25 protein-coding genes are annotated in these 25286 nt (G+C 63.5%); 14 read left to right on the forward strand and 11 right to left on the reverse strand.

Annotation, left to right across the window (positions count from 1 at the left end):
- The first annotated feature begins 33 nt into the window (after positions 1-33).
- Together J2Z17_RS09515 and J2Z17_RS09520 are read left to right on the forward strand one after the other, a co-directional pair.
- Complete coding sequence (locus tag J2Z17_RS09515; RefSeq protein WP_209944216.1) at positions 34-735, forward strand: HAD family hydrolase; 702 nt, start codon at positions 34-36, stop codon at positions 733-735.
- A gap of 13 nt (positions 736-748) precedes the next feature.
- Positions 749-1417, forward strand: a complete 669-nt coding sequence (locus J2Z17_RS09520; protein ID WP_209944218.1) for a DNA-3-methyladenine glycosylase I — start codon at positions 749-751, stop codon at positions 1415-1417.
- Between the two features lie 16 nt (positions 1418-1433).
- Here the strand turns inward: J2Z17_RS09520 and J2Z17_RS09525 are convergent, their stop codons facing one another.
- Positions 1434-2063, reverse strand: coding sequence for a DNA-3-methyladenine glycosylase I (locus J2Z17_RS09525; protein WP_209944361.1), 630 nt, complete (start codon positions 2061-2063; stop codon positions 1434-1436).
- A gap of 218 nt (positions 2064-2281) precedes the next feature.
- Between J2Z17_RS09525 and J2Z17_RS09530 the strand changes: the two genes are divergently transcribed.
- The 3 genes from J2Z17_RS09530 (at position 2282) to J2Z17_RS09540 (ending at position 4675) form a co-directional block, all read left to right on the forward strand.
- Positions 2282-3028 carry a L,D-transpeptidase gene (locus tag J2Z17_RS09530; protein WP_209944220.1) on the forward strand — a complete coding sequence of 249 codons (747 nt, stop codon included), beginning with the start codon at positions 2282-2284 and terminating at the stop codon, positions 3026-3028.
- Positions 3029-3157: 129 nt separating this feature from the next.
- Positions 3158-3850, forward strand: coding sequence for a L,D-transpeptidase (locus J2Z17_RS09535; protein ID WP_209944221.1), 693 nt, complete (start codon positions 3158-3160; stop codon positions 3848-3850).
- A gap of 150 nt (positions 3851-4000) precedes the next feature.
- Positions 4001-4675 (forward strand): outer membrane protein, encoded by a 675-nt coding sequence (locus J2Z17_RS09540; RefSeq protein WP_209944223.1) that lies wholly within the window; start codon positions 4001-4003, stop codon positions 4673-4675.
- 9 nt (positions 4676-4684) lie between these two features.
- On the opposite strand, the gene J2Z17_RS09545 is transcribed toward J2Z17_RS09540, so the two are convergent.
- The 5 genes from J2Z17_RS09545 to J2Z17_RS09565 form a co-directional block, all read right to left on the reverse strand.
- Positions 4685-5137, reverse strand: coding sequence for a hypothetical protein (locus J2Z17_RS09545; RefSeq protein WP_209944225.1), 453 nt, complete (start codon positions 5135-5137; stop codon positions 4685-4687).
- A gap of 153 nt (positions 5138-5290) precedes the next feature.
- Positions 5291-6592, reverse strand: a complete 1302-nt coding sequence (glcF, locus tag J2Z17_RS09550; RefSeq protein ID WP_209944227.1) for a glycolate oxidase subunit GlcF — start codon at positions 6590-6592, stop codon at positions 5291-5293.
- 17 nt (positions 6593-6609) lie between these two features.
- Positions 6610-6993 carry a DUF4870 family protein gene (locus J2Z17_RS09555; protein WP_209944229.1) on the reverse strand — a complete coding sequence of 128 codons (384 nt, stop codon included), beginning with the start codon at positions 6991-6993 and terminating at the stop codon, positions 6610-6612.
- Complete coding sequence (gene glcE, locus J2Z17_RS09560) at positions 6990-8204, reverse strand: glycolate oxidase subunit GlcE (protein ID WP_209944231.1); 1215 nt, start codon at positions 8202-8204, stop codon at positions 6990-6992. The genes J2Z17_RS09555 and glcE overlap by 4 nt, the downstream gene beginning before the upstream one ends.
- 355 nt (positions 8205-8559) lie before the next feature.
- Entirely contained in the window at positions 8560-9993 is a 1434-nt protein-coding gene (locus J2Z17_RS09565) for an FAD-linked oxidase C-terminal domain-containing protein (RefSeq protein ID WP_209944233.1), read from the reverse strand.
- Between the two features lie 133 nt (positions 9994-10126).
- Between J2Z17_RS09565 and J2Z17_RS09570 the strand changes: the two genes are divergently transcribed.
- The gene (locus tag J2Z17_RS09570) at positions 10127-11032 is read left to right on the forward strand and encodes a LysR family transcriptional regulator (RefSeq protein ID WP_209944238.1); all 906 of its coding nucleotides are present in this window, start codon (positions 10127-10129) and stop codon (positions 11030-11032) included.
- A 39-nt stretch (positions 11033-11071) separates the two neighbouring features.
- Here the strand turns inward: J2Z17_RS09570 and J2Z17_RS09575 are convergent, their stop codons facing one another.
- Both J2Z17_RS09575 and J2Z17_RS09580 read right to left on the reverse strand, forming a co-directional pair.
- A complete protein-coding gene (locus tag J2Z17_RS09575) occupies positions 11072-11458 on the reverse strand; it encodes a DUF6768 family protein (RefSeq protein ID WP_209944240.1) in 387 nt (128 codons plus the stop codon).
- Positions 11442-12002: an RNA polymerase sigma factor gene (locus J2Z17_RS09580; protein ID WP_209944242.1), complete on the reverse strand. Its 561-nt coding sequence runs from the start codon at positions 12000-12002 to the stop codon at positions 11442-11444. Before J2Z17_RS09580 ends, J2Z17_RS09575 begins: the two co-directional genes overlap by 17 nt.
- A gap of 420 nt (positions 12003-12422) precedes the next feature.
- On the opposite strand from J2Z17_RS09580, the gene J2Z17_RS09585 reads away from it, so the two are divergent.
- The 7 genes from J2Z17_RS09585 to J2Z17_RS09615 all read left to right on the forward strand — a co-directional run bounded on the left by J2Z17_RS09585 (position 12423) and on the right by J2Z17_RS09615 (position 20360).
- Complete coding sequence (locus tag J2Z17_RS09585) at positions 12423-13733, forward strand: glycosyltransferase family 4 protein (RefSeq protein WP_245223968.1); 1311 nt, start codon at positions 12423-12425, stop codon at positions 13731-13733.
- A 6-nt stretch (positions 13734-13739) separates the two neighbouring features.
- The gene (locus J2Z17_RS09590) at positions 13740-14480 is read left to right on the forward strand and encodes an HAD-IIB family hydrolase (protein WP_209944246.1); all 741 of its coding nucleotides are present in this window, start codon (positions 13740-13742) and stop codon (positions 14478-14480) included.
- 382 nt (positions 14481-14862) lie between these two features.
- On the forward strand, positions 14863-15330 hold the full coding sequence (locus J2Z17_RS09595) for an NUDIX hydrolase (RefSeq protein WP_209944363.1): 468 nt from the start codon (positions 14863-14865) through the stop codon (positions 15328-15330).
- 170 nt (positions 15331-15500) lie between these two features.
- Positions 15501-17006: an inorganic phosphate transporter gene (locus J2Z17_RS09600; RefSeq protein ID WP_209944248.1), complete on the forward strand. Its 1506-nt coding sequence runs from the start codon at positions 15501-15503 to the stop codon at positions 17004-17006.
- A gap of 10 nt (positions 17007-17016) precedes the next feature.
- Complete coding sequence (locus tag J2Z17_RS09605) at positions 17017-17754, forward strand: 16S rRNA (uracil(1498)-N(3))-methyltransferase (RefSeq protein ID WP_209944250.1); 738 nt, start codon at positions 17017-17019, stop codon at positions 17752-17754.
- A gap of 153 nt (positions 17755-17907) precedes the next feature.
- Positions 17908-19281, forward strand: coding sequence for a glutamate--cysteine ligase (locus J2Z17_RS09610; RefSeq protein ID WP_209944252.1), 1374 nt, complete (start codon positions 17908-17910; stop codon positions 19279-19281).
- Positions 19282-19409: 128 nt separating this feature from the next.
- A complete protein-coding gene (locus J2Z17_RS09615) occupies positions 19410-20360 on the forward strand; it encodes a DUF937 domain-containing protein (RefSeq protein ID WP_209944255.1) in 951 nt (316 codons plus the stop codon).
- 90 nt (positions 20361-20450) lie between these two features.
- Here J2Z17_RS09615 and J2Z17_RS09620 read toward each other — a convergent pair whose 3' ends face one another.
- Together J2Z17_RS09620 and J2Z17_RS09625 are read right to left on the reverse strand one after the other, a co-directional pair.
- Positions 20451-22808, reverse strand: a complete 2358-nt coding sequence (locus J2Z17_RS09620; RefSeq protein ID WP_209944257.1) for a methyl-accepting chemotaxis protein — start codon at positions 22806-22808, stop codon at positions 20451-20453.
- Positions 22809-23102: 294 nt separating this feature from the next.
- A complete protein-coding gene (locus tag J2Z17_RS09625) occupies positions 23103-23381 on the reverse strand; it encodes a DUF1127 domain-containing protein (RefSeq protein WP_209944259.1) in 279 nt (92 codons plus the stop codon).
- Positions 23382-23599: 218 nt separating this feature from the next.
- Here J2Z17_RS09625 and J2Z17_RS09630 point away from each other — a divergent pair, with 218 nt between their 5' ends.
- Positions 23600-24553, forward strand: coding sequence for a LysR substrate-binding domain-containing protein (locus J2Z17_RS09630; RefSeq protein WP_209944261.1), 954 nt, complete (start codon positions 23600-23602; stop codon positions 24551-24553).
- A gap of 61 nt (positions 24554-24614) precedes the next feature.
- Here the strand turns inward: J2Z17_RS09630 and J2Z17_RS09635 are convergent, their stop codons facing one another.
- Complete coding sequence (locus J2Z17_RS09635; RefSeq protein ID WP_209944264.1) at positions 24615-25238, reverse strand: TetR/AcrR family transcriptional regulator; 624 nt, start codon at positions 25236-25238, stop codon at positions 24615-24617.
- Positions 25239-25286 lie beyond the last annotated feature (48 nt).

The raw sequence follows: 25286 nt of genomic DNA on the forward strand, positions 1-25286 counted from the left end.
CCCCCGCTGAAAGACAGCGGGAGGGCGGCAGCCATGACCTTACACCCCATTCGCATGATCGGTTTCGATGCCGACGACACCCTCTGGCAGAACGAGCAGTTCTACCGGCTGACGGAAGGGCAGTTCCAGGCACTGCTGACCGATTATGCCGAGGGTGAGCATATCTCCGAGCGTCTGCTCGAGGCAGAGCGGCGCAATCTCGGCCATTATGGTTTCGGCATCAAGGGTTTTACCCTGTCGATGATCGAGACGGCGCTCGACGTGACCGAGGGCAAGGTGCCCGGCAAGGTGATCGGCGAGATCCTGTCGATCGGCCGCAACCTGCTGAGCCATCCGGTCGAGACCATGCCGCATGTCCATGAGGTGCTGGAAGCGCTGGCGGGGCAGTATTATCTGGTGCTGATCACCAAGGGCGATCTGTTCGACCAGGAGCGCAAGCTGGCGCAATCGGGGCTTGGCGATTTCTTCGACAGCGTCGAGATCGTCTCCGACAAGACCGCCACCACCTATCGGCGCATCTTCGGCAAGGGCGACGGGCCGGAGCATGCGATGATGGTCGGCAATTCGCTGAAATCGGACATCGTGCCGGCCATCGCCACCGGCGCCTGGGGCGTCTTCGTGCCGCACGCACTGACCTGGGCGCTGGAGCATGTGGAAAAGCCGACCGAGGCACCGCGGTTCAAGGAGATCGCCCATCTCGGCGAATTCCTGCCCCTGCTGGACAGTCTCGGCTAAGGGAAGGCAATCAATGCGAAACTTCGACGAGATCTGGGCGATTGCCGCGGAACGCAAGGGAGGCGATGCGGCCGTCGAGGCCTTGCTGCGCTACCCGAAACCGAAAGCCGAGGTCGCGGCCATGCCGGACGACCGGCTGCTGGCACTGATGACCCGGTGCATCTTCAATTCCGGCTTTACCTGGAAGGTGGTCGAGGCGATGTGGCCGGGCTTCGAGGCCGCCTTCGAAGGTTTCGAGATCGGCTTCTGCGTGATGCTGCATGACGAGGATTTCGAGCGCCTTGTCTCCGACACCCGCATCGTGCGCCACGGACCGAAGATCCGCGCGGTGCAGGAGAATGCCCGCTTCATCGCCGACCTGTCCGACGCGCATGGCAGCGCCGCCGCCTTCCTCGCCAACTGGCCAGGTGAGGACTATATGGGGCTGCTCGATCTCCTGAAAAAGCGCGGCACGCGACTTGGCGGCAATACGGGACAGTATTTTCTGCGCTTTGCCGGTATCGACGGCTTCATCCTGTCGAACGACGTGGTGGGCCGGCTGATCGCCGAGGGTGTCGTCGACAAGCCGCCGACATCGGCCAAGGAACGCGCGGCGGTGCAGGCCGCCTTCAACAGGTGGGCTGCGCAGTCGGGTCGCTCGCTGACCGAGATCAGCCGGGTGCTCGCCGTCAGCATCGACTGACGGCGCAGGCGCCCCGTCAGGGACGGACGAGTTCGGCGCGCAGGCGCTCGGCCTTCGGGCGGCAATGGCAGCCCTCGAAATGGTCGTTGACCAGTCCCATCGCCTGCATGAAGGCATAGATCGTGGTCGGGCCGACAAAGCTCCAGCCGCGTTTCTTCAGATCCTTCGACAGCCAGATGGAGGTCGGTGTCGTCGGATTGGCGGCGATCGCCGCCCGGTCGACGACCTCCGGCCGCTCGTCCGGCCCCGGCTCATGGCTCCAGAAATAACGGGCCAGCGAGCCGAATTCCTTTTGCAGTTCAATCGCCCGCTTGGCGTTGTTGATCGTCGAGACGATCTTGCCGCGATGGCGAACAATGCCGGCATCGGCAAGGCATCGGGCGATCTCGTCATCGCCATAGGCCGCCACCTTGTGAACATCGAAGCCGTCGAAGGCAGCCCGGAAATTTTCCCGCTTGCGCAGGATCGTCAGCCAGGAGAGACCGGACTGAAACCCTTCCAGGCAGATCTTCTCGAACAGCCTGATATCGTCGGTGACGGGATAGCCCCATTCCTCGTCGTGGTAGCGGCGGTAGTCGTCCAGGCCGCCATGCCAGGCGCAGCGCGCAAGCCCGTCTTCCCCGGTCAGCAAACCCTCGATTTCCATGCCCTGCGATTCTCCGTTCCGTCCGGGCTCGTTTACCATTTGTTCACTCTTTCTCCAAACCGGATGTAAACCCTGACGGAAGGTTTACGGCTTCGGTCGCTTTTTATCGATGCCGTCTTTACCAGTTTCGCGTTTGAAGGATGTCAGCATGCAGAGACAAGAGACGTGCATTTTCGTCTTTCCGCCTTCCCTTGGGTTTTTTGTAGCGAGTTTGCCCCATGAAGATTTCCCTGATGGCACTGGCCGCCGCCGCTCTCGTCGCCGTGGCAGGTCCGGCCGCCGCCAATGACCGTTATCAGCAACGTCCGCCCGTCGTCGTCAGCCCCGATCTGACGGCACCCTGGGTGCTGCAGCTCGGCGGCCGTCCGCCCGCCGCCGCGCGCGCCTATGCCGCCCCCCGCGCCGCCGCAGCGACAGCACCGGCCCCGCGCCGTGCAGCCCCGCTGTTTGCCCCGCGCGCGGCCCGCCAGGTCGCCGTCAACGCGCCGCGTCCGGTGCGCAACCGGATCGATCCGCGCTTCCTGCCGCAGATCGTCGCCTATGATACGACGCAAAAGCCCGGCACGATCGTGATCGACACGAACAACCGCTTCCTCTACCTGGTGCTCGACGGCGGCAAGGCGCGCCGGTATGGCGTCGGCGTCGGCAAGCCGGGCTTTGCCTGGGCCGGCACCCACAAGATCACCGCCAAGCGCGAATGGCCCGGCTGGACGCCGCCGCAGGAAATGCTGGCGCGCGAGGCAGCCAAGGGTCACTACCTGCCCGCCCACATGGACGGCGGCCCGGAAAATCCTCTCGGCGCCCGCGCCATGTATCTCGGATCGACCATGTACCGCATCCACGGCACCAATGCGCCCTGGACGATCGGCTACGGCGTCTCCTCGGGCTGCATCCGCATGCGCAACGAGGACGTCACCGATCTCTACTCGCGGGTCGATGTCGGTACCTCCGTCATCGTCATGTGAGGAGATGAAGCCACAATCGCTCGAAAAGCGCATTGTGGCTTCAATTCCACTTTACTGATTGCTCATATGGGGTTGTGCCCCGGCCTCACTTCAGTAACGTCGCACGCGTCTAATCTGGAGAGGGTCAACATGATGAAAATCCTTCGCGCGGCAGTGATTCTGGCCGTCAGCGCTTCCGTCCTGTCGCCGATCTCGGCCCAGGCATTCACCAATGTCGCCGGTGCCGCGCCGGTCGAAAAGCAGAGCCAGGTGGTGCAGGTCGCGGTCCGCAAGAGCGTGCCCGACAAGTTCAAGCGCCGCATCGTGCGCCTGGTCACCGATGAGAAGCCGGGCACGATCATCATCGATACCGACCACAAGTTCCTCTACTATGTGCAAGGCAAGAACCGCGCCGTGCGCTACGGGGTCGGCGTCGGTCGCGACGGCTATGGCTGGTCCGGCGTGGTCAAGATCGGCCGCAAGGCGGAATGGCCGGAATGGCGTCCGCCGGCGGAAATGCGTGCCCGCGAGGCCCGCAAGGGGCACAATCTGCCGGTCGTGCAGAAGGGCGGTATCGACAACCCGCTCGGCGCGCGCGCCATGTATCTCTACCGTGGCGGCCGCGACACCATCTTCCGCATCCACGGCACCAACCAGCCCTGGACGATCGGCCTCAACATGTCGTCCGGCTGCATCCGCATGATGAACAAGGATGTCGAGGATCTCTACGAGCGCGCAGGCGTCGGCACCAAGGTGATCGTCATCGGTCCGGGCAACCGCCAGGGCGACGTGTCCTATGACGACCGTGGCATCGATCTTCTGGCAACGATCTTCGGCGGCTGATCGCCATTCCGACAGGTCCTCTGCGACGAACTCAGGCCCGGCCCTTCGGCCGGGCTTCTATTTAAATTCCTGATACAATCGCCGGCTAGGTTGCGTGAACTCACAGGATGGCGGGGCGGATTCGCCTGCGCCCGTTTTGCGGATCACCCGATGACATCGAATTCTTCCTCCACGCTTGCCGCGCTTCTCCTCAGCACCGTCAGCTTCCTCATGATCACCCCGCCCGCCGCCCGCGCCGAAATGGCGATATCCGCCTATGGCGGCGTGCAGTCGGCGCCGCACAGCCATGTCGATCTGTCGGACGGACCCGACTTCACCGCCGGATGGGAGGGCAAGTCCTTTGCAGCGCCGCCTTATTACGGCGTGCGCGCGACGTGGTGGATGGAAGATCTCGGCCATCCCAATCTCGGCCTGTCGCTCGACTACACCCATGACAAGGTCTATGCCGACGACGAGACGCTGTCCAAAAGCGGTTTCAGCCATTTCGAATTCACCGACGGGCTCAACCTGCTAACCCTCAACGCACTCTACCGGATGCCGATCGACGGCACGAAGTTCGTCCCCTATGTCGGCGCCGGCGCGGGCATCAACGTTCCGCATGTCGAGGTCGCGCGCGGATCGGGCACGACCTTCGAATACCAGTTCGGCGGTCCGACGGTGCAGGCGCAGGCCGGTGTCGCCTACCAGTTTACCGATCACCTGGCGGCCTTTGCCGAATACAAGGGCAATTATTCCTGGGTGGACGTCGATATCGACAATGGCGCGTCGCTGAAGACCAATATCATGACCAACGCGATCAATGTCGGCGTGACCTTCAGCTGGTAACAGACCGGCTCACGGCAGCCTGCAGTTGATCGGGCCATCGTCCGACAGCACCGTCTTGCGATCCATCGACGAGCGCGTCGGCGCGCTGGTGACGGTCATCTGGTAATGGCCGGCCTTGTCGGCCGCGGTCGCCGACACCTTGAGGGTCAGCGTGACGAAGGGATGGTCGGTCTTGCTTTGCGAGACCAGCAGCAATTCGAGCATGTCTCTGTCCAGCATGGATGTCTCGAGCATCTCCTGGGTCAGCCGGAAATTCTTGTGCATGCCTTCGACCGGTACGTCTTTCAGGGACACGACACCCCGGAAGCCATCGAGTTCGTAGGGCGCGGTATGCTTGACGCCGCTTTCGAGCGACAGCCTGAAAACATCTCCATCCAGCGCGCAATAGACATGGTCTGCCTGCGCCTGCGCCGAGACGGCGGTCAGCAAGGCAACGGTTGTCAGGGCCATCAACATGCGCATCGTATAGTCTCCATTGTCCCGCACGGGGACGAGTTCCGCCCCCGACGCTACGAGGGAAAGGTAAACAATAAGACCGCGTCGGACAATTAGATAACCATAATGGAGGCTGTGCGCATATACATCTCTGCGCGTCGGCACTTGCAGAAAAGCGGCTCACCGTCCGGCAAGCGCCGCCGGCTTTTGCCCGCCATAGGCCCAGTCCATCAGTTGCACGGTATGGACGATCGGCAGGGCCGTTCCGCTGGCGATCTGGGTGATGCAGCCGATATTGCCGGCCGCGATCAGATCCGGCTTGGTCGCCTCGATATTCTTCACCTTGCGCGCCTTCAATTGTGCCGAAATATCCGGCTGCATGATGTTGTAGGTGCCGGCGGAGCCACAGCAGAGATGGCCCTCCGGCGGGTCCTTGACCGCAAAGCCGGCATTGGCGAGCAACAGCTTTGGCAGGCTCGTCACCTTCTGGCCGTGCTGCAGCGAGCAGGCGGAATGATAGGCAACTGTCAGTCCCTTGCGCTCCTGGCGCGGCAGATCGAGGCTTGTCAGATATTCGGTGACGTCCTTTGCCAGAGCAGACACCCTGCCTGCCTTTTCCGCGTAATCGGGGTCGAGGCGCAGCATATGACCGTAATCCTTGATCGTCGTGCCGCAGCCGGATGTCGTGACGACCACCGCGTCGAGGCCACCGCGCTCGATTTCGCTGATCCAGACATCGACATTGCGCCGGGCGCTGGCGAGCGCCTGCTGCTCGCGGCCCATGTGATGGACCAACGCGCCGCAACAGCCTTCCCCTTGCGGCGTGACGACCTCGATGCCGAGGCGGGTCAGGAGCCGGACGGTCGCCGCGTTGATCTCCGGATCGAGCACCGACTGGGCGCAGCCGGAAAGCAGCGCCACACGACCGCGCCGTTGGCCCACGGCGGCATGGCGGGACGACCGATCCACCGGAGCAGCCGGAATGCTGTCAGGCGCCAGATCGAGCATGGCGCCGAACGGCCGCAACCCGGGCACGCCCTTCAGCAGACCGGAAAGCGGCCTTGCCAGTTTGGCCAGTTTCAGCGCCGCGCGAAACCGCTTCGGATAGGGCAGCACCATGGCCAGCACATTGCGCGTCAGCCGGTTCAACAGCGGGCGCCGATAGGTATTTTCGATATGCACCCGGGCATGATCGACCAGATGCATGTAGTCGACCCCGGACGGACAGGTGGTCGTGCAGGCAAGGCAGGAGAGACAGCGGTCGATATGGGTGACGATCTCTTCGTCCGCCGGCCTGCCGTTCTCCAGCATGTCCTTGATCAGGTAGATGCGCCCGCGCGGACTGTCGAGTTCGTTGCCGAGCGTCACATAGGTCGGACAGGTGGCGGTGCAGAAGCCGCAATGCACGCATTTGCGGAGAATGCCTTCGGCTTCGGCAAGATGCGGGTCGGCCAGTTGCTCGGTGGTGAAATTGGTCTGCAAGGACGTGCTCCTGCCCGCTAGCGGTCGATAAACCAGGTTTTCGGATTGCCGATCGGCTCGCCGGCACCGACCTTCTGCAGCCCGACGACGCAGCGCGCGATCAGCCATATGGCCGTCAGCAATCCGAGGATGACGCCGATCAGAACGAGAGTGAGGATACTGGCGATCACCGCATAGAGCAGGCCGATCCAGAATGTGCGGATGGCGAAGGTGTAGTGGCTCTCCATCCAGCCACCGGCCTTGCCACGATTGACATAGGCCATCACGATCGCGATGAGACTGGTGATACCGAACACGAAACTGAGGATGTAAAGCGCGTAGATAAGCTGCAGGTTGCGCTCGCCGGGCGCAAGCCAGCTGTCGGGATCGCGCGGAATCGGGGCTTGCCGATTTTCGCTCATGCCGCCTCTCCTCTTGCCATCCGGCCCGGATTGAATACTCCGGCCGGATCGAATTTTTCGCGCACGCGCTGGTTCAGGAGCGCCACGGCGGGTGCGAGCGGCTCGAAGGCGCTCGCCCTCTGCCGCGCCTCCATCGGCGCGCGCATCAAGGTCGCATGGCCACCGCCGACGCTCCGGACGTGGCGGCGCACGAGATCGGCGTCCGGATCGGCCTCCATCCGCATCCAGACGAGCCCGCCCTGCCAGTCGTAAAAGGCGTCTATGCCGGCTTCGAGCCGGAGATCGGCCACAAGCGCCTCCCCCATGCCGGGGGCAACGGAGACGCGCCAGAGGGGGCGGTCCGTGCCGTCGCCATAGGGTGCAACGTCGCGGATTTCGCGCCAGAGCACGGCGCTCTCATCGGCGTCCAGCCGGGTGACCGCACCGGCCCGCGCCATGGCTGCCGCCAGCTTTTCAAGGCGGATGACGACCGAGGCCTGCATGCCCTCCAGCCGCAGCACCGTTGCCGGACCGTCCGGCAGACGGCCGGCAAGGATCTTGTGATGCACGGTAACCGGCAGATGCGCGGCGGCGGACACCTCGACCGGCAGCGCCATGGCAGCCGCCATCGCGCGCGATGCCTGCGCGTCGTCGAGCCCCGACAACACCAGTGTCAACTGGTCGCGCGGACGCGGCAACACCTTGAAGGTCACCTCGCTCAGCAAACCCAGCGTGCCGTGCGAGCCGGCCATCAGCTTGACGAGATCGAGACCGGTGACATTCTTCATCACGCGCCCGCCGGCCTGCACGATCTCCCCCTGACCATTGATCAGGCGCAGCCCCAGCAGATGATCGCGGGCAGCTCCGACCAGCAGCCGTCGGGGACCGCAGGCGTTGACGGCGAAGACGCCGCCGATGGTCGGCTCGCCTGTCGTTGCCATGATGCCCCGATGGTCAATCGGCTCGAACGCCATCATCTGGCCGGCGGCGTCGAGCGCCTGCTCGATCTCGGCCAGCGGCGTTCCGGCCTTCACCGTCATCACCATTTCCGCGGGGTTGTAGGCGACAATGCCGGTGAGCCCGCCCGAGGACAGCTGCGCGTCGGCGCGAACCGGATTGCCGATCCCCCCGCGCGTGCCGCCGCCGACGATCTCGAGCGTGCGGCCGGAGGATGCGTGGTCCCGGATCAGCCCCGCGGCCTCGATTTCGCTTGCGGGGGTCAGCATGGCCATGTCCTCGGCGCGATCGCTCGCATCAGTGTTCCGCGGCTAACCCCCTCTACCCTGCCGGGCATCTCCCCCTCAACAGGGGAGATCGACTCGAGGCGGCCCCGTGCTTGATCGCGGACCGATCGGTTTAGGTGAAGCCGTTTCAAGGCGCTCGGAAGTGTGTGTTCGCGCCGATTGCGAGTCTCTACTAGGCCGCTGACCTCGCGCCCAGCCGATCTCCCCCCATGAGGGGGAGATGTCCGGCAGGACAGAGGGGGGTATCGCCGCGAACACCGACAACGCGACACATACCAGCCACCCATCGCGTAAACGTATCCGTCCCTTGCCAGCACGGACGGCAAACGTCGCTCCACATCTCTCATCCCCTGCCCTCCAGCGGAAACACCTTGTTCGGGTTGAGCAGCCAGCCGGGGTCGAAGGCGGCCCGGACCGCCATCTGCTGGGCGAGGTCGGCCTTGGAATACTGGTGGCGCATCAGGTCGCGTTTCTCGATGCCGACGCCGTGTTCGCCGGTCAGGCAGCCGCCGGCATCGACGCAGAGCCGCAGGATGTCCATGCCACAGGCTTCGGCTTTTGCCGCATCCTCGGGGTCGTTGATGTTGTAGAGGATCAGCGGATGCATGTTGCCGTCGCCGGCGTGAAAGACATTGGCGCAGCGAAGCCCGTAGCCCGCAACGATCTCGGCGGTGCGCTGCAGGACGTAGGATAGCTGGCTGAGCGGCACCGTGCCGTCCATGCAGATATAGTCGGCGATCCGGCCGGTGGCGCCGAAGGCGGATTTGCGGCCTTTCCAGATCAGCGCCGCCTCGCTCGCCGACTGGCACTCGCGCACGGTCTTCACCCCGTGGCGTCCGGCGATCTCGACGATGCTCGACAACATCGCCTCCATCTCCGCCTCGGAACCCTCGACCTCGACAATCAGCAGCGCCTCGACATCGAGCGGATAGCCGGCATGGGCGAATGCCTCGCAGATCTCGATCGCCGGCTTGTCCATGAATTCGATCGCGACGGGGATGATGCCGGCGCCGATCACGTCGGCGACGCAGGCGCCGGCGTCTTCCGAACTGTCGAAGCCGAACAGCACCGGGCGCGCGCCCTCCGGCTTGGCAATCAGCCGCACGGTCGCTTCGGTGACGATGCCGAGTTGCCCCTCCGAGCCACAGACAAGGCCGAGCAGATCCAGGCCTTCGGCATCCAGATGCTTGCCGCCGAGTTCGACCACCGTGCCGTCGATGAGCACCAGCTTGACGCCCAGCAGATTGTTGGTGGTAACGCCGTATTTCAGGCAATGGGCGCCGCCCGAATTCATCCCGATATTGCCGCCGATCGTGCAGGCGAGCTGCGAGCTCGGGTCGGGGGCATAAAAGAAGCCATCGGCCGAGACAGCGTCGGAGATCGACAGATTGGTGACGCCGGCCTGCACGGTCGCGGCACGGTTGGCATAGTCGATATCGAGGATACCGGTCATTGCCGACAGGCCGATGACGACGGCATCCTCCTGCGGGATCGCACCACCCGACAGCGAGGTCCCGGCGCCGCGCGGGACGACCGGAATGCCATAGCGGTGGCAGTATTTCAGAACGGCAGAGACCTGGGCCGTGGTCTCCGGGAGCGCCACCGCCAGCGGTCGGCGGCGATAGGCAATGAAGCCGTCCGTCTCGAAAGGCACCAGCCGGTGCGGCGCGTGCACCAGCCGCTCCGGCGGCAACAGGTCCTCGAGGTCGGCAATGATCTGCGCGCGCCGTCCCAGGATCGCCTGATCCGGCGGCAGAAATGCGATCGCATCGCTCATCAAAAGCCTCCCCTTTTGTGACCTCCGGCATACATCACCCGCTTGCCTTCGGCAATTGGTCTTTAAAAATTACCACTTCCAGTGGATCGGCGCAAATGCTAGTCACTTATGTCCGAAACGGAATAAATGGATCATGACCAATCTTGGCGATCTCGAAGTCTTTGCCCGGGTGATAGCGACCGGCAGCATGTCGACGGCGGCGCGATCGCTCGGCCTATCCCCGGCCGTGGTGTCGAAGCGGATCAAGCGGCTGGAAGACAGGCTCGGCACGCGGCTCCTGCAACGCACGACACGGCAGATCTCGCTGACCGAGGCGGGCCAGGGATACTACGACCGGGTGCTCTCCGTTCTGGCGGGACTGGAAGAGGCCGATGCCTTCGCCACCGGCCGGTCAACGGACGTGCGCGGCACGCTGAAGGTTTCCGCCGCAACCTCGTTCGGCCGTATCCATATCGCCCCGCACCTGAAGCCGTTCATGCAGGCGCATCCGGAACTGGCGGTTCACCTGGAACTCTCAGACGACTTCACCGACATCGTCGGCGATGGCTTTGATCTCGCGATCCGCATCGCGGAGCTCACCGATTCCAGCCTGGTTGCGCGGCGTCTGGCCTCCGTCAGGCGCATTCTCTGCGCCTCGCCCGATTATCTTGCCGCCCATGGCATGCCTGAGACGGTCGAGGATCTCGCCATGCATCGCTGCCTGCCGGCGCATAATTTCGAGACCTGGCGGCTGGAGGGACCGGACGGCCCGATCAGCCTCAGGCCGGAGGGCATGCTGATCACCAATTCGAGCGAGGTAATCCGCGAAGCCGTGATCTCGGGCCTCGGCATCGCCCTGCGCTCGACCTGGGATATCGGTCCGGAGCTGCAGACGGGCCGGCTGGTCCAGGTGCTGCCGGCCTATGAGAGCTCGCGCAATGTCGCGCTCTGGGCGGTCTATCCGAGCCGGCAATTCCTGCCGGCAAAGGTGCGACTGTTCATCGACTATCTCGCGGGACTGTATGGCCCGGTTCCCTATTGGGACGCGGGCAAAACCTGAGATCGGCGGCACCTGGGCGTAAGGTCCGGGCCCGCAGCGTCAATCCTTCGTCGCATCGTCCGACTTGGCACCCCGGGCGACCAGCAACAATTCCACCCGGCGCAACTCGCGGATCACCCGGTCGGCCTGCATCTGCGGCGCCAGGCTCAGCTTCAGCTGCAGCGCGAACAGCAACGAGATCGCCGCACTGATCCCCCATTTGAGCGCGGACAGCAGATCCGGATTGCCGTAGAAATGGAAAAGGCACCAGACACCGATCAGGAAGAAGATGATCTGTGCGATCATCACCACCCAGGTCACCCAGCCGAGCCGGCCGCGAAACTGGCTGAGGCCGAGCTCGAGATAGCCCAGTTCCCCCGTCTGGCCGAGCAGGTCCCGGTCGCGGCCCTCCAGCGCCTCACGGATCATGTCATCGATCTTGCTCATCGGTTTCTCCTTTCAGGAATGCCCGCAGCTTGTGCCGCGCGGTCGTCAGCCGGGACTTCACCGTGCCGGCGGGTATGTCGAGCGCCACGGCCACCTCGGCCACGCTCAGGTCTTCGAGATAGAATAGCGCCAGCGTGGCGCGGTGCGGTGCATCCAGCCTGTCGATCAGCGCGCGGATCGTCGCGGCATCGGCAGCTGGCGGCCCCTGCGACGTCGCGCTTTCAGGAGCCTCCGGTCGCAGCTGACTGGCAAGCCGCCTCTGCCGCTGGCGCCTCCGGATCACGTGCACGACGCGGCGACTGACGATCCGCAGGGCCCAGGGCATAAAGGCCCGATCATCGGCAAGGCGCGGCAATCCGTGCAGGATGTCGATCCAGGCAGACTGGACGACATCTTCGGCGGATTGCCGGTCATCGAGTAGGCGGCCGGCATGGGCCAGCAGCCGCGGTCCGCACATCTCGGCCAGGCGCTCCATCGCCTTGCGGTCGCCAAGCCGGGCGGCCGACACAAGATAGGCCTGAAATACGCGCTCCCTGTTGGTCACCGCAGTTTTCGCTCCACCGCCTTGGGTTTCGACCTAAGGTGGCTTTTTCAATCGAACCGGTTCAGATTTTTTTCAAATGATGTTTCGAGGCACGGAGACGCCGAATTGGGCAGCGCTCCGACGCGCCGTGCCGCTCCGGTACAAAGGCGACAACGCCGCGTGGCCAGCCGTGCAGGCCGGAATGTTGCACCGCGAGGTTCACCGTGCTCGCCATAGGGTCAGGAAAACACTGCACTTTTTCATGCTCGCAAAAGTAAGCGGACCCACCGGCGCCTTATGACTCCTCGAATTGGAATGCAATGCGCAATATTATTTTGCAGAAGCGGAACAAATGCGCCAATTTGGCGTTAGCGGGTTGCCTTCAGAGAATGCATTTCCTAACCTAGGATAGTTATGCACACCGATAAAGATTATCACGATATGCCGCGCATTGCCCTGGTTTCAACCCATGGTTATGTCGCAGCCCACCCTCCTTTGGGCGCAGCGGACACCGGCGGCCAGGTCGTCTATGTGCTGGAGCTTGCCAAAAAACTCGGACAACTCGGTCACTATGTCGACGTCTATACGCGACGCTTCGAGGACCAGCCGGCATTTGACGAAGTCGACGAGCGGGTCCGCGTCGTGCGCATCCCCTGCGGCGGCAAGGACTTCATCCCGAAGGAATATCTGCACCGCCATCTTGGCGAATGGTGCGAAAAGGCGCTCCGCTTCATCAAGCGCGAGGACCTGAACTATCAGTTCATCAACAGCCACTACTGGGATGCCGGCGTTGCCGGCCAGAGGCTGTCGGAGGCGCTCAACGTGCCGCACATCCACACCCCGCATTCGCTGGGTCTGTGGAAGAAGCGGCAGATGGAAACCGACTACCCGGAAAAGGCCGACAGGTTCGAGGAGGAGTTCAACTTCTCCGAACGCATCAAGCACGAGCTGATCGTCTATCGCAGCTGCCAGCTGGTGGTGGCGACGACGCCGATCCAGCTCGACATGCTGATGAATGACTACGGGCTTGCCCGCAATCAGGTGCACATGATTCCGCCCGGCTATGACGACAACCGCTTCTATCCGGTGTCGAGTGCATCACGCGAAATGGCGCGCCAGCATTTCGGCTTCGAGGGCAAGGTGGTGGTGGCGCTCGGCCGGCTTGCGACCAACAAGGGCTACGACCTGTTGATCGACGGCTTCTCGGTGATGGCGAGCCGCGTGCCCGACGCCTACCTGCATCTGGCGCTCGGCGGCGAGAACATGGACGAGAACGAGGCAAAGATCCTCAAGGAGCTCAAGGACAAGGTCGCCGAATACGGCATCGAGGATCGGGTCAAATTCTCCGGCTTCGTCTCCGACGAGGAACTGCCGGATTATTACCGCGCCGCCGACATGTTCGTGCTGTCCAGCCGCTACGAGCCCTTCGGCATGACCGCGATCGAGGCCATGGCCTCCGGCACGCCGACCGTCATCACCGTGCATGGCGGCCTGTTCCGTGCGGTCAGCTACGGCCGGCACGCCCTGTTTGCCGATCCCTTCGACAAGGAGGATCTCGGCATCACGATGATGAAGCCGTTCAAGCATGCACGGCTCTACGGCCGCCTGTCGCGCATGGGCGCCCACAAGGCCCGCTCGCTGTTCACCTGGACCGGGATCGCCCAGCAGCTGGTGGCGCTGGTCGAGGGTCGGCCGGTCAACCAGGCGCTCGACGAGAGCGATTGGGCCGAGCCCTGGAACGACGGCGACTGATCGGACATGTCGGCTCGCCTCTTCTCATCCGATATCGATGGCACGCTTGCCGGCGATCGGCACGCGAGTCAGCGCTTTGCCGAATTCTGGGACAGCCTCGATCCGGTCCAGCGCCCGCTTCTGGTCTACAATAGCGGACGCCTGGTGGATGACATCCTCGACTTCACCGCCGGGGAAGGCCTCCCGCCCGCCGATTTCGTCATCGGCGGCGTCGGCACCATGCTGATCTCCGACCGCCAGCCGCATCTGGCAGACGCTTATACGCAAACCCTGACGGATGGCTATGACGTCGAGCGGATCAATGCCCTGCTGGCGGGCATGCCCGGTCTTGCCCGTCAGCCGGATCGCTATCAGCATGCGCTGAAGTCCAGCTGGTATCTCCACGATGCCACCGAAGAGGATGTGAGCGCAGTGGAGCAGCGGTTGAAAGCCGAGGCGCTGGCGGTCAAGGTGGTCTATTCCAGCGGTCGCGATCTCGACGTCCTGCCGGCCAATGCCGACAAGGGACAGGCGCTGATCTGGCTTGCCGACAAGCTCGGCATCGGCCTTGGAGACGTGATCGTCGCCGGAGACACCGGCAATGACGCGGGCATGTTCCAGGTACCGGACGTCAGGGGCATCATACCCGCCAATGGCCTGGAGGAGTTGCGCCGACGCTTTCCGCAGGGTTCCCGCTTCTTCCATGCCAGCCAGGACACCGCGGACGGGATCACGGAAGGCCTTCTGCATTTTCGCACCGCCCTTTGAGGCTCGCCTTCCTGCATCCGGTGGCGTCGTGAATATGCCGGCTTCGGTGACAGCCGCCACCTGAAGCCTGCCCCATGAGCCGGCCGCCTTTCAAAGGCAAATAAACCGGCCATCAGGCGCGCAAGCTTCGGCAAAGCCTGATATATTAAGATTCGCTGGCATTCAGCATAAGCCACCCAGCATTGGCTGCTGCCCGGTTTTGCATCCTTGCGCAAATGGTCGTCTTTTTTGCGCATCCTGCGGCGGCTCGAAGCGTCTCATACGCGTATAGTGATATTCAGAGTGATTGAAATTGCCGCAGGACGGCGGCACTCTAACCGTTTTCAGGGAGATTCGTTCAAAATTGACCTTGGTCAGCCGCATCGCTCACGACATGCAATTGATGCTCAAGCGCCCTCCGCGCCAGCAATATGCAGCGCTATGCTATCGGCGCCGCAAGAAGCAGGCGGGGATCGAGGTGTTGCTGCTCACCAGCCGCGATACCGGCCGCTGGGTGATCCCCAAGGGCTGGCCGATGCGTGGCAAGAAATCCCATGCCGTGGCCGAGCGCGAAGCCTGGGAAGAGGCCGGCGTCAAGGGCAATGTGGAGCGGGAGCCCTACGGCTTTTACAGCTACCAGAAGAAGCTGCGCACCGGCCTGCATGTCACCTGCCGGGTGCAGACGCATCTGCTGGAAGTCCGGGAAATGGAAAAGAACTTTCCCGAACGCGCCAGCCGCCGCCTGGAATGGGTCAGCTGCCAGGAAGCCGCCGCGCGGGTGCAGGAACCCGAATTGAAGATCCTCTTCCTGCGGCTGCGTCAGGAGACCGAGATCGCCCGCCAGGAAAGCGTCAAATCCGCAGTCTCCTGAGGAGAAGCGGCTGTCACATAACTGTCATATTGAAACCGGCCGGATTTCCCTCTAGGACCCCGGGTTAAACCATCAGCGGCCTGCCATCGCGCCGGTCCGCCGTGTCATCAGTGTCACGACTACGCGCTACACGGGGAGCGTCCCGTCGCTCGCCGGAGAAATCGTCTGCCATGGGCAAGGCCAAACCACAGCTCTACAAGCCGACCCTGGACAAGGACCTCGACAAGTTCACCTATGTCGAGGAAGCGACCCAGTTCGTGTCGCGCGGCTATCTGCCGCTCTCCTTTGCCTTGATCTTCCTCGTGCTGTCGGCGCTGTTTGCCGGTCTTTACGTCTCCAACCAGCCTGGCGCGGTTCTGGTGATCGCAGCCGCCGCGATCGGCGGCTACATGGCGATGAACATCGGCGCCAACGACGTCACCAACAATGTCGGCCCGGCCGTCGGCTCGCGCGCCATGTCGATGGCAACGGCGCTGGTGATCGCTGCCGTGTTCGAGACGGCCGGTGCCCTGATCGCCGGCGGCGACGTGGTCTCGACCATATCCAAGGGGATCATCGATCCGGCGCGGGTCGCCAATGCGGACGTCTTTACCTATGCGATGATGGCAGCCCTGCTGTCCTCCGCGCTCTGGGTCAACCTGGCGACCTGGATCGGCGCGCCCGTCTCGACGACGCATGCCGTCGTCGGCGGGGTCATGGGCGCCGGTGCGGCCGCCGCCGGCATTACGGCGATCAACTGGAGCGCCATGATCGGCATCGCCGCCAGCTGGGTGATCTCGCCCCTGCTCGGCGGCATCATCGCCGCGCTCTTCCTCGCCTTCATCAAGGAATTCATCATCTACCGCGCCGACAAGCTGGCTGCCGCACAGCGCTGGGTGCCGATCCTGATTGCCATCATGTCCGGCACCTTTGCCGCCTATCTGGCGGTCAAGGGCCTCAAGCACCTGATCGCCCTGACGCTTGTCGAGGCGATCGGCGTCGGCATCGTCGTTGCCTTTCTCGGCTGGGCCGTCTCGGTGCCGCTGGTGCGCCGCCAGGCATCGGGACTGGAAAACCGCAACCAGTCACTGCGCAAGCTGTTCAAGCTGCCGCTGATCTTCTCGGCCGCCCTGCTCTCCTTCGCCCATGGCGCCAACGATGTCGCCAATGCAATCGGTCCGCTGTCGGCCATTGTGCATGCCGCCCAGGCGCACGAGATCGCCAGCGATGTCGCCATTCCGCTCTGGGTCATGGTGATTGGGGCTGCCGGCATTTCGCTCGGCCTGCTGCTGTTCGGCCCCCGGCTGATCAAGCTCGTCGGCGAGCAGATCACCAAGCTCAACCCGATGCGCGCCTTCTGCGTGGCGCTGTCGGCCGCGTTGACCGTGATTGTCGCCTCGGGTCTCGGCCTGCCGGTGAGCTCCACCCACATTGCCGTCGGTGCCGTCTTCGGCGTCGGCTTCTTCCGCGAATGGTACACCCGCAATTCCAAGCGCCGCATGGAATATATGCGCATGAAGGCCGACAGCTGGGAGATCGAGGACAAGAAGCCTGTCAATCCGGACGAGATGCGTCGGCGCTATCTCGTGCGCCGCTCGCATTTCATGACCATTGTCGCGGCCTGGATCATCACCGTGCCCGCGGCCGCGGCCATTGCGGCCGGGCTTTATTGGGTTATGTTCGCCGTCTTCACGTAAGGAGACCTCGATGCGCGCGAACTACCGGATGCAGCGGCTGCATGTCGCGGCAGGCTTGAGCGCCGGCGTCCCCGTCGATGCCACGCCCGAACAGTTCAATTATCTCGCCAATGTGCTGCGTTACGAAGAGGGCACCGAGGTGCTGCTGTTCAACGGTCGTGACGGGGAATGGAAAGCGTCGGTCACCTTCCCGTCGCGCAAGAAGATCCGTCTGGACGTTTCCGAACAGACCCGGCCGCAGCCGGCACCCCTCGATCTGCAATTCCTGTTTGCGCCGCTGAAGGTCGGCCGGATGGACTACCTGCTGCAGAAGGCGGTCGAGATGGGCGCAGGCGTGCTGCAGCCGGTGATGACGCAGCACGTGCAGGGCAAGATCACCAATCTCGACCGGTTGCAGGCCAATGCGCTGGAAGCCGCCGAGCAATGCGGCATCCTCGACATTCCCGACGTGAAACCGCCGGTGAAGCTGAAGGATCTTCTGGAAAGCTGGTCGCCGGAGCGGCACATCATCTATTGCGACGAGGACAGCGACACCCAGAATCCCGTGCCGAAGCTGTTGGCCATCGGCGAAAGCCGGCTGGCGGTACTGGTCGGGCCGGAGGGCGGATTTTCCGACGACGAGCGCAACATGCTGCGCGCCCTGCCCTACGTTACAGCCATCCCGCTTGGTCCGCGGATCCTGCGCGCCGACACGGCGGCGGTGGCAGCGCTGGCCGTCGTCCAGGCCACCATCGGCGACTGGCGCTGAGCGACAGCCGCCCGGAGGCGATCGCGACTTTTGGCGCGTTGACAGGCTGTTGAAAGAAATTCACTTGTGCCCCATGTCAATCCGGGCCAATCAACGAGCCCGACAGCTCCATAGCAATGCGCCGGCAGGCACTCGATCCAAGGTTTAGTTTTCATGGCCCGTGATACCACCGACGACACACCGATCCACGCGGTTGAAGAACTTGTCGCCTACCTGGCCGAGGGCTGCAAACCGGAAAGCGATTTCCGCATCGGCACCGAGCACGAGAAGTTCGCCTTCTTCAAGGATAGCCACGCGCCCGTCCCCTATCACGGCGATGCCTCGATCTCGGCCCTTCTGACCGGCATGCAGTCGCGGCTCGGCTGGGAGCCGATCATGGACGGCGACAACATCATCGGCCTTGCCGGCGGCAGTGGCGAAGGCGCGATCTCGATCGAGCCCGGCGGCCAGTTCGAACTCTCCGGTGCGCCGGTCGAGACCCTGCACGAGACCTGTCGCGAGTCGAACCAGCATCTGGCGATGCTGCGCGAAATCGCAGAACCGATGGGCATCCGTTTTCTCGGCATCGGCGGCAGCCCGAAATGGACCCTGACCGAAACGCCGCGCATGCCGAAATCCCGCTATGACATCATGACCCGCTACATGCCGAAGGTCGGCACCAAGGGCCTGGACATGATGTACCGCACCTGCACCATCCAGGTGAATCTCGACTTCTCCTCGGAAGCCGACATGCGCAAGAAGATGCGCGTGGGCATGAAGCTGCAGCCGATCGCGACGGCGCTCTTTGCCTCCTCGCCGTTTACCGAGGGCACGCTGAACGGGCTCAAGTCCTGGCGCGGCGACATCTGGGGCGACGTGGACAACAACCGTTCCGGCGTGCCGCCGTTTACGCTCACCGACGATTTCGGCTTTGCCGACTATGTCGAATGGGCGCTGGACGTGCCGATGTATTTCATCGTCCGCGACGGCCGCTACCGCGACTGTACCGCAATCACCTTCCGCCAGTTCATGGCCGGAGCGCTGAAGGGCGAGATCGCCGCCTGGGAACCGACCATGGGCGACTGGACCAATCACCTGTCGACACTCTTCCCCGACGTCAGGCTGAAGCGCTTTCTCGAAATGCGCGGTGCCGACGGCGGCCCTTGGCGGCGCATCTGCGCCCTGTCTTCGTTCTGGGTCGGCCTGCTCTACGACGGCGAAGCACTCGACGCGGCAGACCAGTATACCAAGGACTGGGGCTATGACGACGTGATCGGCCTGCGCAACACCGTGCCCGCCGGCGGCCTCGACGCGGCGCTTGGCAATCGCAGCGTCCACGCCATCGCCCGGGACCTTGTCGGCCTGTCGCGCGACGGCCTGAAGCGCCGCGGCCGGCTCAATGCCGAAGGTCAGGACGAAGGCGTCTTCCTCGCCTCTCTCGACGAGATCCTCGCCAAGCGCGGCACGCTTGCCGACGACCTTATCGGCTTGTTCAACGGCAGGTGGAACGGCTCGGTCGAACCGGTATTCGAAGAATACCAATACTAACCGTCGGAGATTCCAGAAGGTTTAGACCTCGCCGGCTTCCGGTTTGATAGAAAAGCCTGTTTGCACCGCGTCCTTTCCGGTTATAGTGCGCCGAAACCCATGTTTCAGCGTAAAGGAGAGGACCACCCATGCTGCCACTGTTCGATATGATGCTTCGCGCCCAGAACGGTAAGGCCATGGAGGCGATGGCGTCCCAGTTCAACCTTGCGCAGGAACAGGCGGCCCAGGCGATGGCCGCCCTGACGCCGGCATTTTCCTCGGGCCTGAAACGGTCGGCCAGCAATCCGTATGACTATACGAGCCTGTGGCAGACGCTGTCGTCGGGAAATTATGCCAAATATTTCGAGGACATGAACAAGGCCTTCACGCCGCAGGGCATGGCCGACGGCAATTCCGTGCTGGAACAGCTGTTCGGCTCGAAGGAGGTCTCCCGCGCCATCGCCGCCCAGGCGGCCCAGGTGACCGGCATCGGTCAGGAAATCTACAAGCAGATGATGCCGGTGATGGCCGGAACCCTGATGGGCGGCCTGTTCAAGCAGGCGACCGGCCAGATGAACATGGCGAACAACCCGTTTGCCAACGGCCCGATGGCCCAGATGACGCAGCAGTGGCTCGAGAACACCGGCTTTGCCCCGAAGAAGCCGGAACCGCAGGCGATGAATCCGTTCGACAATCCCTTCACCCAGGCCTTCCAGCAGATGATGGGCATGGGCACCAAGAAGGAAGCCGAGCCCGCTGCGAACCCGTTTGCCGGCAATCCCTTCTTCGACAACCCCTTCGTGAAGAGCCTCCAGGATATGATGGGGGGCACGGCCCCGACAGCCGAAGCCGATGCCAAGGACAAGAAAGCGCAGCCGAAGTCGAAGACAAAGCCTGCGGAGGATGCCGCGGCAATGAGCGCGCCGTTCACCGACATGATGAATTCGATGTTCGACAGCGGACTGGAAGTGCAGAAGAACTACCAGAAGGCCGTCGAGCAGATCATGGATGGCTACATGAACGACCGCACGCCGGCAGACAGCGCGACGGACGGGGACGATGCCCCGGCCGATCCGTCGGTCACACCGAAGGGCAATTAACCCCCTCCGTCCTTATCCAGTCCACGTAAAAGACCGCCGGCGCGTTTTGATCCGGCGGTCTTTTCATATCGATGACAGCGCTTGTCTGGCTCAGAACTCTTCCCAGTCCTTGTTCGTCTCGGCATTGGAAGCCGCAGCCTTTGCACCGCCCAGCCCGGCCGTCAGCCGGTTCATCAGGGAGCGGGCCGGTGAGGCTGCGGGCTTCTGCCCTTCGGTCGCAACCGCGAGGCGCGCGGCCGATGCCGGCCGGTCGCCCGATGCGTGGCCATGACCCTCGCTCGCCTCTACCGCGAAGTGACCGACCAGCTGCGACAGGCCGTCGGCATCGCCTGACAGCTGGCGCATTTCGGCATTGGTCTGCTGGGCCGCCTGCGCATTCTTGGCGGTTGCCTCCTCGATCCGGCCAACTGCGGCGTTGATCTCCTTCAGCCCCGACGATTGCTGGCGCGCGGCACCGGCAATCGAATGGATATGATCGTTGATCTCGACCACCTGACCGGCGATCGTCGACAGCGCCTGCCCGGTCTGCTGCACGAGGTCGACACCGCTTGCCACTTCCGCGCCGGATTTGGTGATCAGCTGCTTGATATCCTTGGCGGCGTTGGCGGAGCGCTGGGCGAGTTCGCGCACCTCCTGCGCGACAACCGCAAAGCCCTTGCCGGCCTCGCCGGCCCGCGCCGCCTCGACACCGGCATTAAGCGCCAGCAGGTTCGTCTGGAAGGCGATCTCGTCGATCACATTGATGATCTTGGAGATTTCGCTCGAGGCGTTCTTGATCCGCTCCATCGCGCTGACCGCATCGCCGACGATCTCGCCGGACTGGTCGGAATTGGTACGGGCATCTGCCGCGAGCCTGGAAGCCGTCTCGGCCCGTTCGGAGGAATGGCGGATGGCGTCCATGATCTGGCGGATCGCGGTCGATGTCTCCTCCAGTGCGGCGGCCTGCTCCTCGGTGCGGCGCGACAGGTCGTCGGTGAGCGTACCCACCTTGCGGCTCTTGCCGTTGATCTCGACGACATTGCCGCGCACGGAGGAAATGGTCTGCGACAGGCGTTCCAGCGAGGCATTGAAATCGAGCCGCAACCGGTCCAGCCCCGAGGCGAAGGGGCGTGTGATCGTTGCCGTCAGGTCGCCCTCGGCCAGCCGGTGCAGGGCCTTGCCCAGCACGTCGATCGCCTCGGCAAGTTCAGCCTGTTCGGCCGCCCGCTCGGTCTCGCGCAGCTGGCGCTCGCTCTCGCTGGAATGGCGCCGGGTCTCGGCCTCCTTTTCCAGCGACTGCTTGTCGAGTTCGGCCTGGCGGAAGATCGCCACCGAGCGGACCATGTCGCCGATCTCGTCCTGACGCTCCTGTCCCTTCGGCTCGATGCTGGTGTCGCCGCCGGCCAGTGCCTGCATGGCGCCGACCACGTCGGAAATCGGCTTGGTGATGCTGCGGGCGAAGATCACCGCGACGATGGCGCCGACGACGATCAGCAGCAGGCCGAAGCCGATCGACCAGAGGGCAGCGGAGAAGATCTCGCCCCCGATCTCGCTTTCGCCGATCAGGGCCACCACCGCCCATCGGTTGCCGGCAAATTCCAGCGGCACAGCGGCCGCATAGCTCATCATGCCGCGGTAGCCATCGAGAATGCCGGTGGTTTCCTGACCATCGAGCGCCTTTTTCACCACGGTGTCGGCGAGCTTCGAGGTCATCGAATCGTCTTCCGCTGTCAGCGTGCTGTCGTTGACCATCAGCCCGGTCGGACCAAGCAGAATGGTTTCGCCGGTCTGGCCAAGCCCCTTGCGGTTGGCATAGATGGCATTGAAACGGCTGTTCGACAGTCCGTAAGCCAGAACGCCGATCGAGCGGCCGTTCTGCAGCATCGGATAGGCGATGAAGGAGACCGCCTTGCCGCCGGCCGGCTCGTAAGGCTCGAAGTTCGACATCGCCGCCTCAGCGGACCCGGCGTCCTTGCCTTCCATCGCCTTGCGGAAGGCCTGTCCGAGACCGCTGTCCTTGTAGGGACCGGTCGTCAGATTGGTGGCGAAGTCGCGTTCCTTCATCGCGCTGTAGACGATCTCGCCGGTCGGGCTGATCAGGAAAAGGTCATAGTAATCCTGCGCCTGCAGATGCGAGAGCAGGATCTTGTGATACTGGCGATGGGCACGGTCGTAATTGTCCTTGCCCGGATTTTCCAGCTTGAACTTCTCGCCGGCCGGATTGGGATTGTCGTCGATATAGCGCGTCTGCAATTCGCCCGTCGGATCCTCGCCAAGCTTGCGCCAGGCGCCGTTGAAGCCGAAAAAGCCCTGCTGCGTGGTGAAGTTGGAGGCCAGCGCCTCCACGTCGAGCCGGACGCCCTGCAGATATTCGCGGGCCTCGTTGCGGCGCCCGTCAGCCGTCGCCTCCAGTTTCTGGTAGACCTGGTTCTTGAGCGTCTCGCTTTCCAGATAAAGATTGATGATCAAAGAGGCGCTCAGCGAAACAAGCGCGAACAAAGCCGCTGCCGCGGGCAGCTTCCTTGAGATCCGCATGGATGGTGCTCCGATGGAAAAAGGTCAGTGTCATGTTGACCAAAGTATTTTTTTGCAGTCCCCCCTCGGACCTGCATTCAGGCCGGAGCTTTGCACGCCGTGGTTTATAATCGGTTAGTATTTTAGGGCAGGTTCAGGCATGCAAAAAGCCCGACGCGATCCTTGAAGACGGCGTCGGGCAAAGTGCAGGGCTATGGCTTCACCCTGCGGGGATGGGACATGCAAAGATCAGAGGCTGGCGACACTGCGGTGACGGGCAAGCCGTGCAAGATCGACTGTCGGATCACCGATCAGTCCGGCCCTGGCGAATACGCTGTCGAGATCGGAGCGCGTCAGGCCGATATCGGCCAGCGCATGGTCGTCGAGATCGCAGAGGCGCTGGGCGGCACGGCGGTTGACGATCATCTGCCAGCGGCCTGCCACACGCGTCAGGACGGCCACGACCACATTGGTGCTCAGGGCAACCGGCTGGGCGGCGGTAGCTGGGCTGAACGCAACGGTAGACATGGCAATTCGTCCTTTCATGTCGACGACGGGATCATTTTGACGATCGGGAGCAAAGCCTCCTCTCCGAGGCTTTGCAGGCGGCGGACCTTGGGGAATCGATCGGGGATCGAACCTCGGAGAGGATCACTTGACGAGCAGCAAGATGGCGAAAGCCTATTGATCAGTCCAACGAATGTTTTTAATGGTAATCATCAAAGCTAATGATGTGGAACCAGGCAATGTCCGCACCCCTCGATATCGACCAGTTGCATACCTTCATCGCCATCATCGACAGCGGCAGCTTCACCAAGGCTGCCGGCCGGGTGTTCAAGACGCAATCGGCCGTTTCGATGCAGATGCGCCGGCTGGAGGAGCGGATCGGCAAGCAGCTGTTCATGAAGGACGGACGCGGCAACCGGCTGACGGCCGAGGGCGAGAAGCTGCTGAACTATGCCCGCCGGATCATCCGGCTGAACGACGAGGCGCTGGCCGCCTTCGACGACAGCCGCCTGGAAGGCACGCTCCGGATCGGCACGCCGGACGATTATGCCGACCGTTACATGCCGGAGATCATCGGCCGTTTCGCCAAAAGCCATCCGAATGTCGAGCTCTATATCGTTTGCGAACCCTCTGTCGACCTGGCGGAGAAGATGGCCCGCGGCGAACTGGACATCGCGCTCGTCACCCATAATCCGCGCGCGCGGACCTCGGATGTGGTGCGCACCGAGCCACTCTGCTGGGTGTTTTCGGCCAACCACCCGCTGCCGGACAATGCCCCGGTGCCGCTGGCCGTCGGTCGCCGCGACTGCAACTGGCGCCAGCTCGCCTGTTCGGCGCTTGATGCGGCCGGGCGCGAACACCAGATCCTGTTTACCAGCTGGTCGTCGACCGTCGTCGCCTCGGCGGTGCTGGCCGGCATGGCGGTCTCCGTGCTGCCGGAATCGGCCTTGCGCACCGGCATGCGGGTGCTGACGAATGCCGACGGCTTCCCCTCGCTGCCACCGGTGCAGATCGGCATCATGAAGCGCCCCGGGTTTTCCGCGACGCTCACCAATGCGATCACCGATCACATCGCGGCCTGTCTCGACAATATCACGCCGGTGTCGAACGATCTGGACAGCGACGGCGACCTGAAGCTGATGCCCCGCCAGATCGGACGGGCGCGGTCGGCGCAGATCCTGCCGAGCTGGTAGGGTTGTCCGGCGCGCCGGCGGCTCCGCCGGCTGCCGGCATCCCGCCCGGGAAGGCCCCGTCTTAGGGCGTGAACATGCCCTTGCGGACCATGACCTTCCACTCCTCGAGCAGCCGGACTGCCACCTCGTCGGTTTCCTGCATCGCGCGGCGCGCCAGCGCGCCCGAGAGCTCGACATAGATCTGGCTGCGGGCCTTCAGGTCAATATCCGTGCCGGCGGGCATGAGGCGCTTGAAATGGCGCACGAGAATGTCGGCCAGCCGTTCGGCGTGATTGATGTTCAGCCGCTGCAGGTCACGGTCGGATTTGGCGGCCTGCCAGACCGGCAGATAGACAGGATCGTTGCGAAAGACATCGTAGAACTGGCAGACGGCAGCAACCAGCAGCGCCTCGGCCTCTTCGAGCGTCTGCACGGCGCCGAACACGCGCTCGGCTCCGGTCTCGACACGTTCGGTATGGCGATCATGCAGCGCCTTCAACACCGCCGCGCGCGAGGGAAAGAACTGGTAGAGAGACCCGATCGGCACGCCCGCGGCATGCGCGAGCTCCGTCATCTTCAGCCCCTCGACCCCCTCCTTCCAGACGATATCGGTGGCCGCCGCGAGGATGGCGTCGAGCCGCTGCATGCTGCGCTCCTGCTGCGGCTGCTTGCGCTGAAGCAGTCTGTCGTTCCGTGGGTCTCCCATTTCGATATCCTCGACAACAACAGAAAAAAGCCGCGAATGACGCCCGTC

Origin of the sequence: Heterorhizobium halophytocola (assembly GCF_017873095.1) — a bacterium.
Classification (GTDB): domain Bacteria; phylum Pseudomonadota; class Alphaproteobacteria; order Rhizobiales; family Rhizobiaceae; genus Allorhizobium; species Allorhizobium halophytocola.